Source organism: Streptomyces doebereineriae, assembly GCF_031845645.1.
GTDB lineage: Bacteria > Actinomycetota > Actinomycetes > Streptomycetales > Streptomycetaceae > Streptomyces > Streptomyces canus.
In genome coordinates this window covers 309,006-323,038 of the sequence record NZ_JAVREZ010000001.1, presented here as the reverse complement: position 1 = coordinate 323,038, position 14,033 = coordinate 309,006, and the positions used below count along the sequence as shown (strand labels likewise).

Below are 14,033 nucleotides of genomic sequence, written 5' to 3'. Positions count from 1 at the left end.
GGGAGTGCGGCCGAGGGCACCCGAGGGACGGAGGTGAACAAACATGGGACACGGAGGAAACGTCATCGACGAGCTGGTGACCGATCACCGCGAGGTCGAGGAGCTGTTCGGGAAGATCGAGGCGCTGGCGCCCGGTGAGAAGAACCGGAAGGTGTACGCCGATCAGGCCACCATGGAGCTGATCCGGCACTCGGTCGCGGAGGAGGAGTACCTCTACCCGGCGGTGCGGGAGCACTTGGTCAACGGGAACACCATGGCCGACCGGGAGATCGAGGACCACTCCAAGGCCGAGCAGCTCATGAAGGACCTGGAGGGGTGCGAGGCGGACGATCCCGAGTTCGACCGGATCGTGGGCGAGTTGATGAGCGAGGTCCGCTCCCACATCGCCGAGGAGGAGCAGACCCTCTTCCCGCAGCTGCGTGTCGCGTGCTCGGACAAGGAGCTGAACGAGCTGGGCGAGAAGGTGCGCCGCGCCAAGAAGATGGCACCGACCCGCCCGCACCCGTCGGCCCCGGACACTCCTCCGGCGAACAAGCTGCTCGCTCCCGGGGCCGGCCTGGTCGACCGGCTGAGGGACGCCATGTCGGGCCGGGGCAAAGAAGACTGAGCTTCGGGATACGGCGGAAGAACTTCGGCAGGGCCCGGCTGACACTCGGAACGCCACCAGAGGCCTTCGGCAGGGCGCAGTCGACCCTCGAACGTCATCAGAGGGCCCCGGCATGTCACAGCTGGGGCCCTCTGACCGTCACCAAAGGCACCGGCAGGACACGGCCGACTTCGATCTCGCCAGAAGGCGCCCGCAGGCACGGCTGACCTCGGACGTCACCAGAGGGCACCGGCCAGGCACGACGGACCTCAGTCTCGTCACAGGACACCGGCAGGACACAGCCGACCTCGAACGTCACCACAGGCACCCGCAGGACACAGTCGACCTCGATCTCGCCAGAAGGCACCCGCAGGCACGGCTGACCTCGGACGTCACCAGAGGGCACCGGCCAGCCACGGCTGACCTCAGTCTCGTCACAGGACACCCGCAGGACACAGCCGCCTCGGACGTCACCAACGGCACCGGCAGGACGCAGCCGACCTTGGTCTCGTCAGAAGGCGCCGGCACGAAACGGCCTGTCCGGGAGCTCGGGCGGACGGTCCGCACAACCGACGCGACTCCGCCCGGTCAGACCCTGCCGGGCCGCGCCGCGCCCGCCCTCAGGCGACGAGCGCCTCGTCCGACCCCAGTCGGTCCAGCAGCTCGCCCCGGTGCAGCCCGGCCACCGAGGCGAGCAGGTCGGGGTGGCGGAGCAGGGCGGCGGCATGGCGGTCCGTCGCGTCCGGGGCGAGCAGGCGGCGGAAGACGGTCGGTGTGCCCGTCGTGTGCTCGCCCTCCGCTATCCCGGCCACCGCCAGCTCGGCCAGGTCGGGGTCGGTGAGCAGACAGGCCGCCCAGCTGGTCACGACCTCGTCCACCCAGCTGCGCCAGGCATGCTCCGCTGCGTCCCGGTCGTCGGCACTGTCCGCGCCGGTGACCCAGTCGAGGCGGGCCGAGCCTCCCGGGCCCGCCATGCCGACGAGCGCGGCGTCCATCGCCGTCGGATAGCGCAGCCACGCGGCGACCGTCACGGCCTGCCGCGCCTGCACCTCGCACAGCGCGGCGGCCAGTGCGCCGCCCGACGGTGGAAAGGCGCGGGTCAGCCAGTGGGTGGTCGCCGCGATGACCGGGGAGAGATCTGCTTGCACTGCCGGGCCGCCCGAGGTGCTGGTGGGAGAGGGGGACTGCGCGAAACGGTAGCCGCGGTCCCGCCGGGACGACATGGCTCCGGCCTCCCCCGGCACGTGGCTTCGGCCACACCGGCCCCTTCGCGCCCCTACGCCTCCAGCCAGAACCGGGTGCGGCCGAGCCACAGGTCCAGCAGCTCCGAGTCCCCTCGCGTCTCGACCCCGGGCGCCGGGCGGGCGTAGAGGAACAGGAGCAGGTCCGTCACCGGCCCGCGCACACTCACCGACGCCTCGCCGGACCCGCGCCGCCACACCGGCCGCCCCTCGGAGAGGTCGAGCAGCCACTCCCCGGCCGATCCCGCGTCGAAGCGCAGGGCACGCCCGGGACCGAGCAGCTCCGGTACGCCCGGCAGGGGAGCGTAGGCCTCGGGGACGGTCGCGAACTCCAGCCACTCCTCCACGGCGTCCACCGCGAGAGACTCCTCGACCTCGAACTCCCCGCCGGTCACAAGTGCCGCGTCGGCGCGGTGCAGCAGGGTCTCGTACGTCATGCGCCGGGCCCAGAACATCGCGGATTGCTCGACGAGCCGCTCGTCGGCGGGTGTCCACACCGGCACGTCGGGTCCGGCCGCACGGAGGGTTCCGGCCAGCCGCGCGGCGCCCTCGACGAGCCAGCCGCCGAGGGCGGAGTCGTCCAGGTGGGCGTAGGTGGCCGGGTCGTTGACCATGCCGTCGTCGATCGGCCCGGTGGCCCGGGTCCGTACGATGTCCTCCGCCCACCGGTGGTCACCGCCCACGTGCCGCAGCAGCCTGCCGAGGTCCCAGCCGGGGCAGGTGGGCACCGGAGCGGTCGGATCCGTGCCCTTGGCGTGGCGGGCGAGCAGGTCGGTCTGGCTGACGATCGCCTCGCAGTAGTCCTCGAAGCTCAACAACGCTTCCCCCCTCGCTGCACGATTCGTTATTCCTGCCACCTAACCTGACACCTTCCAGTACCACCACTGAACAGAGGGAGACACGGCCATGCTGGTCGGGGCGGGGAACACATGGCTTCGGATGGCCCATGTGGCGTTGCTGGCGGGGGTGCTGACGGGCTGTTCGGAGGCCGCTGAGGGGGACGACTCGAAGGCGTCCGCGCGCCCGTCGGCGACGGCTGAGACCCCCGGTCCGGACGGCACGGCCGCCGCGACCAGCGGCGGCACGATCGGCGCCGCCGGCTCGGCGTGCGAGCTGCCGGTCACCTTCGACATCGCCAAGAGCTGGAAGGCGGAGGCCGTGGAGGCGCCTCTGAGCCAGGGGCCCGTCTCCTTGGCCTGCGAGATCGACGCGAAGCCTGCGGGCAACATCGGCTTCCTGCGCGTATGGGCCGGGAAATCCGGTGACGCCGGCACACGGGCCGTGCTGGAGGCGTTCATCGCGGCCGAGGACGGGGTGACCAAGGAGAAGTACGGCACCTTCACGGCCGGCGGTGTCTCGGGTGTGGAGGTCGAGTACCTGTACTCCAGCGAGCTCCTCGGGGAGACGAAGAAGGAGAGCGCCTTCGCCGTCACCACCGCGGACGGGCCGGTGGTGGTGCACCTCGGCGGGCTCGACACCGAGGAGCACGAGGAGATGCTCCCGGCGTACGAGCTCGCGCGCCGCACCCTGCGCACCGCCTGAGCGAGGGCCGCGGCGTCAGGCCTCCGTGCCCGTGTAGAAGGCGAGCGTCGCGGCCGTCGTCCTCGTCGCCGTCTCCTGGTCGGCGCCGGAGGCGGCGTACGCCTCGCCCCACCCTTCGCTCGAGCCGGTGATGAACGCGCTGCCCTCGGGCGTGGTGTGCCAGGTCGCGGCCTCCTCCTTGCCGAGACCGCCGCCCGCGAGGTGCAGGGCGAGTCCGTAGAGCCCCAGGTCCCAGCCGACTCCGACGGCACCGGGTCCGAACTGGTCCCAGAATTCGTCCGGTACGACGGCCACGTGCTCGAGTTCGAGGACCGTGCGCTCCCCGCTCTCGGGCGTGAGGCGCACTTCGACCTCGCTGAAGCCGGGGTCGGGGCCGTACAGCCAGCTCACCCGCAGCCGCTCCGGTTCCACGCACTCGAGGATCTCGCCGCCGGCGTTGCCCTCCAGCTGGTATCGGCCACCGACCTTGAGCTCGCCGCTGACCGGCATGAACCAGCGCGCGATCCGTTCAGGAGAGGTCACCGCGTCCCATACGTCGGCGATCTCGGCGTCGTACGTACGGCGCAGCAGGACCGTCCGGGCCTCGCCGGTCTCGACCTGCCGGGTGGCTACCCGCCGGTGCATACGGTTGATCTCGTCGGCGATCTCACTCATCCTCGCTCACCTCTCCTTGTGTCCTGCGCTCGCGCTTTCCGCGCGCGAGCTCCGTTCCGAGCGCGTCGAGCCGCTGGTCCCAGAAACCGCGGAAGCGCTCCAGCCAGGCGTCCACCTGCCTGAGCGGCGCGGTCTCGACGGCGTACAACCGCCGGGTGCCGTCGGCGCGGACGGAGGCGAAGCCGCTCTCCCGCAGCACCTTCAGATGCTGTGAGACGGCCGGCTGGGAGATCCCGAACTCGTCCCGGATCACGGCACTGACCTCGCCCGACGCCTGCTCCCCGGCGGCGAGCAGCTCCAATATCCGGCGCCTGACCGGATCCCCGAGTACGTCGAACGCGTGCACGCGACCCACTATGCCACCCACCACTTATATAAGCCAAGGCTTAAAAAGACGTCCGGGGCCGCGGAGTGTTCCGCGGCCCCGGACGTCTGTCGGCGGGTCAGGACGTGCCGGAGAGGGTCACGCGGGCACCCCCTCGGATCGCAGCATGGGATGGTGCACCGCGACCTCCTCGGGCACGGCGAAGGCATCGGTGAGCGTCAGCGCGTGCGGCACCAGCGCCGCGACGGTGGCCTCCAGCACCTCCGGCAGATAGCGGACCTGCTCGGCGGTCATCCGCTCGTGAGCGAGCAGTTCACCGCTGTGCGCGGCCACGTAACGCAGGGCGAACAGCCGGTGGAGGTGGTCCAGCAGGAGGCCCACCTGCGGGTCGGCGGCCTGCGCGGCCGCGGCGAGGAGTTCCTGGGCGGCCAGCCGGTGGACGTGGGCGTCGACCAGGGACAGCGCCGCGCCGGAGGCGCCGTTCCAGCGGTCGAGGGGCGAGCCGGCCCGTTTCGCGCGCAGTCGCACACGGGCCCGCTCGTGACGTATTCGCTCCAGGTCCCCCATCAGGTCGTGCAAATGGGCCGGATCGTGCAGGGACCGGGTGGCCGGAGGCACCTCACTGAGGGGTAGCGGGGTGAAGCCGCCCAGCAGCATCTCCCCCGCCGCCTTGACCCAGATGACGGTGTTGTCGCCCTCCGCGGTGATCGTGCCCTCGTTGGCCGCGAGCTGACCCGCGATCCCGTTGGAGAGCAACAGGCCCTGTGCGCCGCAGCGTTCCCGGCACTCGGTCATCACGGCCCGGGCCTGCCAGGTGATCCAGCCCTTGGCGATGGCCACGAGCCGCTCGGCCTCCTCGCGCTCACCTTCCGCCGCCTGCGCCCACCGCCGTACGACCCCGCGCTGCAGCAAGGTGGCGGCGTAGGTCGTGGCGAGCGCCTCCACGAGCGGAGCGTGGTGGGTGCGATGGGTGAACAGCGGCACGCGCTGTCCGCTGGTCATGCCCGAGGTGACCCGCTGGTGGGCGTGGCGTATCGCGACGGCCAGGGCGTGCCGTGTCACCCCGAGGCTGTAGGCGCTCATGCACAGCTTGCCCATGGTGACGCGGCCGATGGAGCGCAGGAACCGCTTGCGCGGACTCCCGAGGGAGGAGACGAGTTCCCCCTCGGCGGTCAGTCGCCCGTGTTCGCCCTGGAGCATGGCCGTCCGCGGCAGCCGCACCCCGTGGAAGGAGGTGGCGCAGTGGTCGACCGGGCTGCTGGCCGTCTGGGGCAGCAACTCCACCTCCACGCCCGGCAGATGACGGCCGTTGGCGTCGGTCAGCGAGGTCAGGAAGAGAAAGACGCCCTGGTCCTTGCCGTCGATCACCAGACGGGCGGCGACCAGGGCGTCCTTGGGACCGCCGGCCACGGAGGTGTTGGGCATCCACTTGCGTGCCCCCCGGGTCGGTGTGGTGAGCACGAATCCGCCCGTGTCCCGGTCCAGAGTCGCCGTGGTCTCCAACTGGGGGGCGTCGTTGCCGTGCGCCTGCTCGGTGCACAGGAAGGTGCCGATGCGTTCCATCCGCAGGTACGGCCCCAAGTCCCGTCCCTCGTGGTCATGTTCGAGCAGACTGCCGAGGAACAGGTTGTAGTGGATGCTGGCGATCGTCGTCATGCCGGCGTCCACCACCCCGGCCCATTCGTGCAGGGCGCTCAGGGCGACCGGGTCACGGGCCAGCGCCTGCGCGTCGGGCACCGCCGCGTTCACCACCCGCAGGCGTTGATAGGAAAGTTCCGTGCGCTCCTGATGCGTCAGCCCCTCGTGGTAGGCGAAGACGTCGGAGCTGAACAGGCGGCGCCACGGCTCATGGATCTCGGCCTGCGTACCGAAGAGCAGATGCCGCAGTGCGAGGGTGTCGGTCAGCGGGGGTGACGTTACGGGGAGTTGAGAGGTGATCACAGCGGCAACGTAGCCCCAGGCGCCCCCTGATCACATCATGATCATCACCACGATTGAACACCCGCGCGTGGTGGTAGTTACCCCTTAAACGGCCTCTCTAATACCAGAAGCCTCAATCTACACAAGGGTGATTCCCCTCCCACGCCGCACTTTACGCCTGCGCATCGGAGCAACTCCGGTTACCCCCTCGGCGTGTCGCCATGGCGGACACGGCCGACGAAAGGCCAGCGGGCCGGCGCAAGGGCGACTCCAACCGCCGCCGTTGCAAGCAGCCTTGACCCGTCGCTCCCCCAAATGCCCTGCGAAATCCCCGCAATTGACGGAGATGGCGGGGGCGACGGGGCGAAGCGCGCTCCGGCACCTCGGCGCGCCGTCGACGACGTGGTGGCCGTGGTGTTGGGCCGCTGTGGCGCAGGCGTGGTCGGGCAGGATGCGCAGGCGGGTGCCGATCGGCAGATTGCGCCTCCTCCCGGCCCGGCACAGCCGGGGTCTTCGGCTTCGTGGTCTGGTTGTGGGCCCAGCGGCCGGGCCGGACCCATCAGTCACTGCGGCGGCAATCAAAGCCACGAGGTTGGGCCCGTCTTGACCGGCGAGCCCGCAGCAACCACTGACGAAAGATCAGAAGGCTGCCGTCGAAGTTGGTCCTGAAGGTCCCCAGAGCCATCCGAGGCGGAACGACCTCGTGGCCTGGCAGGCCGAGCGCGGCGGTGGTCTCAGCGCCAGTCGTCGATCACATACGCGTCGGGGTGGCTGTACGCGGGTTCGTTGGGCCTGTGCATGGTCACGCCCTGCAACCAGGTGCGGAAACCGCGGTCGATCATGCGCCGGTAGGCATCCGGGCGGCCCAGGTTCATGCCGGCGTCCAGCTGCCCCAGCCCGCGCTCGGCGGCCAGCCACTCGCACGCGTCGAGCAGTCGCTCGAACCGGTCGCCGGCCTCCGGGCCAGGACGTACGGCGCCGAATTTGACGAAGCACACGTCCTCGCCGGCCTCCGACCCGGCTCCGCAGTGACAGACGGCCAGGCCATCGAGCTCGGAGCCGGCGCCATGGAGCAGGATGGTGTCACCGAGTCCCTGCGTGTGCGCGGCCACGATCTCGCGTTCCAGGCTCAGGCCCTCGTGCACCGCTCCGGTCAGTGCGCGACAGAGGCTCAGTGCGTCGGGCCGCTCGGCGGCGGGCAGGTCGCCGTAGAGCATCCGGCCGGGGACTGCGGCACCGTCGGCGACATGCTTCTTCATGATGGCTGTGAGGAATCGGGGCCAGAAACCGTAGCGGCGGTAGAGCTCAAGATGCTTGGGACTGTGCGAGAAGGTGAACAGGCCCAGGTGGCGGTTCCCCCAGGCGTCGAAGCAGTCCATGACCGGCTCCATCAGACGCCTGCCGATGCCCTGGTCCCACAGATCCGGACGCACGGTCAGCGGTCCGAAAAACCCGACGCTGCCCCAGTTGGCGGCGAAGTTCGATCCCACCACTTCGCCCTCGACCGTCGCCGCGAACGCCGCCTGTGGATCGGCCGCCCAGCGGGTGCGGACGTAGTCGACGGTCCCGAACGGATCAGGTGCCCCCAGGAAGGTCCCGAAGGCGACCCTGCAGATCTCGTCGGCCCGATCCAGGTCCGCCTCACCCAGCGGGCGGACTGATACCGGGGCCGCGTCACTCTTGCGCTCCGCTGCTGGTGGGACCATCACTCTCTCCCTCCGACACCCTTTTCCATCGCACCACGGAGGTGCGCCGCAGGCGAGGCGAACGGTCCGGTGACATACCCGAGGGTCGAGGACCCATCCGGTCTGCCTTGCCGTTCCGCGGGAACCGCAGCAGTGGCCGGCGCCGGCGACCACCATGGTGTCCAGCAGGGTGACCGAGGTATACATATGGGCCGCCCGGGTGCGGGCCGGTGTCCCTGTGGCGCATTCTTGCTGTGTCGCCCGCGGGACGGCGCACGGACGAGGTAGGGCCGATGACTGGGAGCGTCGAGGACGCACACCCGACGGCCGGGCGGCTGACGGCGCTGCTGATCGACGCTTCGACGGAGGCGATCAGTGCGGCCGGCGGCCACGCCGGAGGGGTCTATCTGCGCTCCCGCACGCCCGGACTGCTGCGGCTCGCCGTCCTGTCGGGGCTGCCCGGACCGCTGTTCCGCCCCTGGTGGCGGCTGCACGCCGATCGCCCCTTCCCCGTCGCCGACGCCTACCGGCTCGGCGTCCAGGTGGTCCTGCCGAACGCCACCGAGACCATGCGCCGCTATCCGCAGTTCGCCGCCGGACTGCCGTTCCAGTTCGGCTCGCTCTATGTGCCCGTCGTCGGCGGTTCCACGACCTACGGTGTGCTGACCGTGCTGCGCCCGGCCGTCACGGACGCCGCCGAGGTACTGGCCGAGCACGACCGCGTGGTGCGCCTCGCCCAGGAACTCGGCGCGGCGCTGCGGGGCCTGGAGGTCGCGAACCCGGACCAGGTCGCCTGGGACGGCGAGCCCGTCTGTCTGCGGCCGCCGACCGCCTCCACGTCCTTGGGACGCGCCGGGCGCTTCACCTGGGACCCCGAGACGGCCGCCATCACCCTGGACGAGGACCTGCACACCCTCCTGGGCATGCCGCCCAGTGAGTTCCCCGGCACCGTCGAGGCGTTCGCCGAGGCCGTGGCCCCCACCGATGCGCATCGCATTCTGGCCACCCTGCGGGACACCGCCGTCGGCCGCCCTCCCGCTCTGCCCCTCTATCTGCGGGCCGAGGACGGCGCGCTGCGCCTGCTGGACCTGTGGAACGCCTACGAGCCGCCCGCCGCACCCGCGGTCCGGGGCGTCGTCGTGGCCCCGGGCCCCGGCCCCACCGCGGACTCGGCGGCCGACCTGCTGCCCGACGGTGTGTTCTGCGTGGACCGGCTGGGCCTGGTCGTCTACGCCAATCCGCGCGCCGCCCAGCTCCTCGGCCGTCCCCGCGCCGAGCTCGTCGGCCGCGACCTGTGGGAGTCCGTGCCCTGGCTGCGCCGCCCCGACTTCGAGGACCACCTGCGGGCGGCGCTGCTCACACCCGACCCGGTCCACTTCCATCTCGTACGCCCGTCCGCGGGGGAGTCCGAGACAGGGCCGCCTGCTCAGGGCGCCGGGTCACCGCGGTCCGCTCGGGACGCCGAGCCACCGCAGTCCGCTCAGGACGCCGAGCCACCCCTGCCCGCCCAGAACACCAAACCCCCACAGTCCGCCCGGAACACCAGACCACCGCCGTCGGCCCAGGACGCCGAGTCCGCCCAGCGGCCGTACGAAGGCGACTGGCTCGCGCTGTCCGTGCACCCCGGCCCGGACCGGCTGACCTGCACGATCCGGCCGGCGAGCCGGGTGAAGGACAGTCCCGAGGGGCAGGAGACCGCCGAGTTGCCGGAGACGGGCATGAGCGCGCTCGCGCCCCTGTACCGTCCGATCGCGCTGGCCATCGCCCTGACCGAGGCGGGCACCGCCCGGCAGGTGTCCGCGGTGGTGATGCGGGAGCTGCTGCCCGCGTTCGGCGGCCGTCGGCTCGCGATCTATCTCCTCCAGGAACGGCACCTCCACCTGGAATGGGAGACAGGCTTCCCCAAGGGCTTCCTGACGCCCTTCGACGGAGTGGACCTGAGCACCCACCTGCCCGGCGTGGAGACCCTCACCACCGGCCGCCCGCTGTTCTTCGACTCGATGGAGCAGCTGACGGCCGCCTACCCCGGGATCCCCCTGGACGCGACCGAGGGCGCCCGGGCCTTCCTGCCGCTGATCGCCTCCGGGCGGGCCGTCGGCTCCTGCATCCTCGGCTTCGACCGGCCGCGCAGCTTCAGCACCGAGGAGCGCACGGTGCTCACCGCGCTGGCCGGACTCATCGCCCACGCCATGGAGAAGGCACAGCGCTACGAGTCGGAGACCGCGCTCGCCCGGGGGCTGCAGCAGGCGCTCCTCCCCCGCCGCCTCGCGGCACACCCGCAGCTGGAGACCACCGGGCGCTATCTGCCGGGCACCGCGGGGATGGAGGTCGGCGGGGACTGGTACGACGTCGTCGAGTCCGGTGACGGCCTGGCCCTGGTCATCGGGGACGTCCAGGGGCATGGCGTGCAGGCGGCGGCCACCATGGGCCAGCTGCGCAGCGCGGTCAGGGCGTTCGCGCTCGGTGACCGGCCGCCGGACGAGGTCATGAGCAGCACCAACCATCTCCTCACCGACCTCGATCCCGGTCTGTTCGCCAGCTGCTGCTACATCCGGCTCGACCCCGCCACCGGGGTGGCCAGGGCCGCCCGCGCCGGCCATCCGCCGCCCCTGCTGCGCAGCCCCGACGGCCGCACCCGGGTCCTGGACCTGCCCGGCGGCGTCGTCCTCGGCGTGGACCCGAGGGCCCGCTATCCGGTGACCGAGCTCCAGATGGAACCCGGCGCGATCCTGGCGCTCTACACGGACGGGCTGGTGGAACGGCCCGGCAGCGACATCGACGAGGGGATCACCGCACTGCGGGTGGCCCTGGCGAAGGCCGGCGCTCCGGCGGCCCGGCCGGGCGGGCGGTTCCTGGCAGGCGTGGCGGACAAGCTCACGGCGACCGCCCGGCACGCCCTCGACCGCCCGGACGACATCGCCCTGCTGCTCGCCACCCGCCGCACCGCACCCCCGACCGGACCAAACTGAGAAGAGCCCATCGCCGTCCCGTCACACCACGTGACGCCCCCGCCTACCGGAACGCGGCAGCGGCAACCACCCGGCACGCCCCCAACCGCCGGACGACATCGCCCTACTGCTCGCCACCCGGCGCACCGCACCCCCGACCGGACCGCACTGAGGAGGGTCTGTGGCTGTTTTGTCACACCGTGTGACGCCCCTCGCCTCCTGGGGCGCGGCAGTGTAGACATGGGCACATGGTCCGACTCCTGGGCCGCTCCGGGGGCGGGTCGGCCCGTCGCCCCGGCGGCCCCCGCTCCCCGCAGACACCCGACGGCGCTCACGACCGGCACGAGGGCCCGCCCAGGGGCAGTTCGCCCACGCGGGTGGAGCGCGACGGGGCCCGGACGCGGAGGCGGCCGGGAGCCATGCGGGCGGCGGTCGGCGGACGCAGCGTGGCCGGACAGGTGTTCGTCCTGCAGGTCGTGATCGTCCTGCTGCTGGTCGTGGCCGCGGTGGTGGCGCTGGTGCTCCAGGTGCGGCACGACAGCACGGTGGAGGCCCGCAACCGATCCGTGGCCGTGGCCGAGGCCTTCGCCAACGCACCGGGCACCGCGGAGGCCCTCAGCTCCCCCGACCCGTCGGCGGTGCTCCAGCCGCGCGCCGAGGCGGCCCGCCGGGCGACCGACGTGGACTTCATCGTCGTCATGGACACCGACGGCATCCGCTACACGCACCCCAAGAAGGACCGCATCGGGAAGAAGTTCGTCGGGAACATCGAGCCCGCTCTGGCCGGGCGCGTCGTGACCGAGGACATCACCGGAACCATCGGACCGCTCGTGCAGGCCGTCGTCCCCGTCAAGGCGGACGACGGGAAGGTCGTCGGCCTGGTGTCGGCCGGCATCACCACGGCGAAGGTGGGCGGCACCGCGAACCAGCAGTTGCCGCTGCTCCTGATGGCCGCCGCCGTGGGACTCGCCCTCGCCACCGGCGGCACCGCGCTGGTCAGCAGACGGCTGCTGCGCCAGACGCACGGTCTGGGTCCGCACGAGATGACCCGCATGTACGAACATCACGACGCGGTCCTGCACGCCGTACGGGAGGGCGTGCTCATCGTCGGCGGCGAGGGGCGGCTGCTGCTCGCCAACGACGAGGCCCACCGGTTGCTCGACCTGCCCGCCGACGCCGAGGGCCGGCATGTCCTGGACCTCTCTCTGCCGGCCGACACCGCCGGGCTGCTGGCCTCCGGGCGGGTCGCCACCGACGAGGTGCACCGGGTCAAGGACCGGTTGCTGGCGGTCAATCAGCGCTCCACCGACATCCAGGGCGGCCCACCGGGCAGCGTCGCCACCCTGCGCGACTCGACCGAGCTGCGCGCCCTGTCCGGGCGCGCCGAGGCGGCCCGCGAGCGCCTCGACCTGCTGTACGACGCCACGGTGGGCATCGGGACGAGCCTGGACGTCACCCGCACCGCCGAGGAACTGGCCGAGCTCTCCGTGCCGCGGTTCGCGGACTTCGCCACCGTCGACCTGTTCGACGCGGTGCTCAGCGGCGGCCAGCCGGAGGCGGCGACCGCCCTGCGCCGCACCGCGCTCAGCGGGATCCGTGAGGACGCCCCGCTGTACAAGGTCGGCGAGCGGATTCCCCTGGTCGACTCCGCCCCCCAGGCCCGCGGTATCAGCAGCGGCCGAGCCGTCCTGGAACCGCGTCTCGCCGAGGCCACCGGGTGGCGCGCGCAGGACCTGGAGCGCTCCGCCCAGGTCATCGAGTACGGCGTCCACTCGCTGATCGCCGTCCCCCTGCGGGTCGGCGATCTCGTCCTGGGCACCGTCAGCTTCTGGCGCTCGGACAAGCCCCAGCCCTTCGACACCGACGAGGTCGCCCTCGCCGAGGAGCTCGTCACCCGGGCCGCGGTCTCCATCGACAACGCCCGCCGCTACACCCGCGAGCACACCATGGCGGTGACCCTCCAGCGCAGTCTGCTGCCGCGCCGGCTGCCCGAGCAGGACGCCCTGGACATCGCCTACAAGTACCTGCCCGCGCAGGCCGGGGTGGGCGGCGACTGGTTCGACGTACTGCCGCTGTCCGGTGCGCGGGTCGCGCTCGTGGTCGGCGACGTCGTGGGGCACGGGCTGCACGCCGCGGCCACGATGGGGCGGCTGCGCACGGCGGTGCACAACTTCTCCGCGCTCGACCTGCCGCCCGACGAACTGCTCGCGCTGCTCGACGAGTTGGTCGCCCGGATCGACCAGGACGAGGCGGAGGAGAGCGGCAACTCCCCCGTCACCGGCGCGACCTGTCTGTACGCCGTCTACGACCCGGTCTCCCGGCTGTGCACGATCGCCCGGGCCGGCCATCCGCCGCCCGCCCTCATCCATCCCGACGGCAGCGTCGAGTACCCCGACGTGCCCGCCGGTCCTCCGCTCGGCCTCGGCGGCCTGCCGTTCGAGACGGCCGATCTGGAGCTCGCCGAGGGCAGCCGGCTGGTGCTCTACACGGACGGACTCGTGGAGGACCGCGAGCGCGACATCGACGTCGGCCTGGAGCTGCTCCGCACGGCCTTGGAGCAGGCGGGACCCTCGCCCGAGGACACCTGCCGGGCGGTACTGGACGCGCGGCCGCCGGCCCGCGCCAGCGACGACGTCGCGCTGATCGTGGCCCGCACCCAGGCGCTCGCCGCCGACCGGATCGCCGAGTGGCAGGTCCCGGCCGACCCGGCGGCCGTCTCGGACGTCCGGGCGGCGGTGTCCCGGCAGCTCGCCCGCTGGGACCTGGACGAGCTGGCGTTCACCACGGAGCTGATCCTGAGCGAGCTCGTCACCAACGCCATCCGCTACGGCGGCGACCCCATCCATGTGCGCGTGCTGTACGACCGCACCCTGATCTGCGAGGTCTTCGACAGCAGCAGCACGTCACCGCATCTGCGGTACGCGGCGATGACCGACGAGGGCGGCCGCGGTCTGTTCCTCGTCGCCCAGCTCAGCGACCGCTGGGGCACCCGGTACACCCCGGCGGGCAAGGTCATCTGGGCCGAACAGCCGCTGCCCTGAACCGGTTTGAGGGCCTTCGCCACTCATAAGGTGATCTTATGAGCCCATAGACCGGACCCGCGTACCGACTTAGGCTTGCCTTAGCTTAGGC

At 71.9% G+C, this 14,033-nt stretch carries 11 protein-coding genes; 4 read left to right on the top strand and 7 right to left on the bottom strand.

What is annotated here, in order from left to right:
- The first annotated feature begins 43 nt into the window (after positions 1-43).
- A complete protein-coding gene (locus RNB18_RS01565; protein WP_311712296.1) occupies positions 44-607 on the top strand; it encodes a hemerythrin domain-containing protein in 564 nt (187 codons plus the stop codon).
- A 599-nt stretch (positions 608-1,206) separates the two neighbouring features.
- On the opposite strand, the gene RNB18_RS01560 is transcribed toward RNB18_RS01565, so the two are convergent.
- Complete coding sequence (locus RNB18_RS01560; protein ID WP_311712993.1) at positions 1,207-1,734, bottom strand: hypothetical protein; 528 nt, start codon at positions 1,732-1,734, stop codon at positions 1,207-1,209.
- 128 nt (positions 1,735-1,862) lie between these two features.
- Entirely contained in the window at positions 1,863-2,642 is a 780-nt protein-coding gene (locus RNB18_RS01555; protein ID WP_394817568.1) for a maleylpyruvate isomerase family mycothiol-dependent enzyme, read from the bottom strand.
- A gap of 91 nt (positions 2,643-2,733) precedes the next feature.
- On the opposite strand from RNB18_RS01555, the gene RNB18_RS01550 reads away from it, so the two are divergent.
- On the top strand, positions 2,734-3,369 hold the full coding sequence (locus RNB18_RS01550; RefSeq protein WP_311712294.1) for a lipoprotein: 636 nt from the start codon (positions 2,734-2,736) through the stop codon (positions 3,367-3,369).
- A 15-nt stretch (positions 3,370-3,384) separates the two neighbouring features.
- Here the strand turns inward: RNB18_RS01550 and RNB18_RS01545 are convergent, their stop codons facing one another.
- The 5 genes from RNB18_RS01545 to RNB18_RS01525 form a co-directional block, all read right to left on the bottom strand.
- Complete coding sequence (locus tag RNB18_RS01545; RefSeq protein ID WP_311712293.1) at positions 3,385-4,023, bottom strand: SRPBCC family protein; 639 nt, start codon at positions 4,021-4,023, stop codon at positions 3,385-3,387.
- Positions 4,016-4,378 carry an ArsR/SmtB family transcription factor gene (locus RNB18_RS01540; protein ID WP_311712292.1) on the bottom strand — a complete coding sequence of 121 codons (363 nt, stop codon included), beginning with the start codon at positions 4,376-4,378 and terminating at the stop codon, positions 4,016-4,018. Before RNB18_RS01540 ends, RNB18_RS01545 begins: the two co-directional genes overlap by 8 nt.
- 108 nt (positions 4,379-4,486) lie before the next feature.
- Complete coding sequence (locus tag RNB18_RS01535) at positions 4,487-6,289, bottom strand: acyl-CoA dehydrogenase family protein (RefSeq protein ID WP_311712291.1); 1,803 nt, start codon at positions 6,287-6,289, stop codon at positions 4,487-4,489.
- A 117-nt stretch (positions 6,290-6,406) separates the two neighbouring features.
- Positions 6,407-6,835, bottom strand: a complete 429-nt coding sequence (locus RNB18_RS53590; RefSeq protein WP_394817587.1) for a hypothetical protein — start codon at positions 6,833-6,835, stop codon at positions 6,407-6,409.
- A 167-nt stretch (positions 6,836-7,002) separates the two neighbouring features.
- The gene (locus RNB18_RS01525; protein WP_311712290.1) at positions 7,003-7,974 is read right to left on the bottom strand and encodes a GNAT family N-acetyltransferase; all 972 of its coding nucleotides are present in this window, start codon (positions 7,972-7,974) and stop codon (positions 7,003-7,005) included.
- 272 nt (positions 7,975-8,246) lie between these two features.
- Here RNB18_RS01525 and RNB18_RS01520 point away from each other — a divergent pair, with 272 nt between their 5' ends.
- Together RNB18_RS01520 and RNB18_RS01515 are read left to right on the top strand one after the other, a co-directional pair.
- Positions 8,247-10,922, top strand: coding sequence for a SpoIIE family protein phosphatase (locus RNB18_RS01520; protein WP_311712289.1), 2,676 nt, complete (start codon positions 8,247-8,249; stop codon positions 10,920-10,922).
- A gap of 227 nt (positions 10,923-11,149) precedes the next feature.
- Positions 11,150-13,942: a SpoIIE family protein phosphatase gene (locus RNB18_RS01515; RefSeq protein ID WP_311712288.1), complete on the top strand. Its 2,793-nt coding sequence runs from the start codon at positions 11,150-11,152 to the stop codon at positions 13,940-13,942.
- The last annotated feature ends 91 nt before the right edge of the window (positions 13,943-14,033 follow it).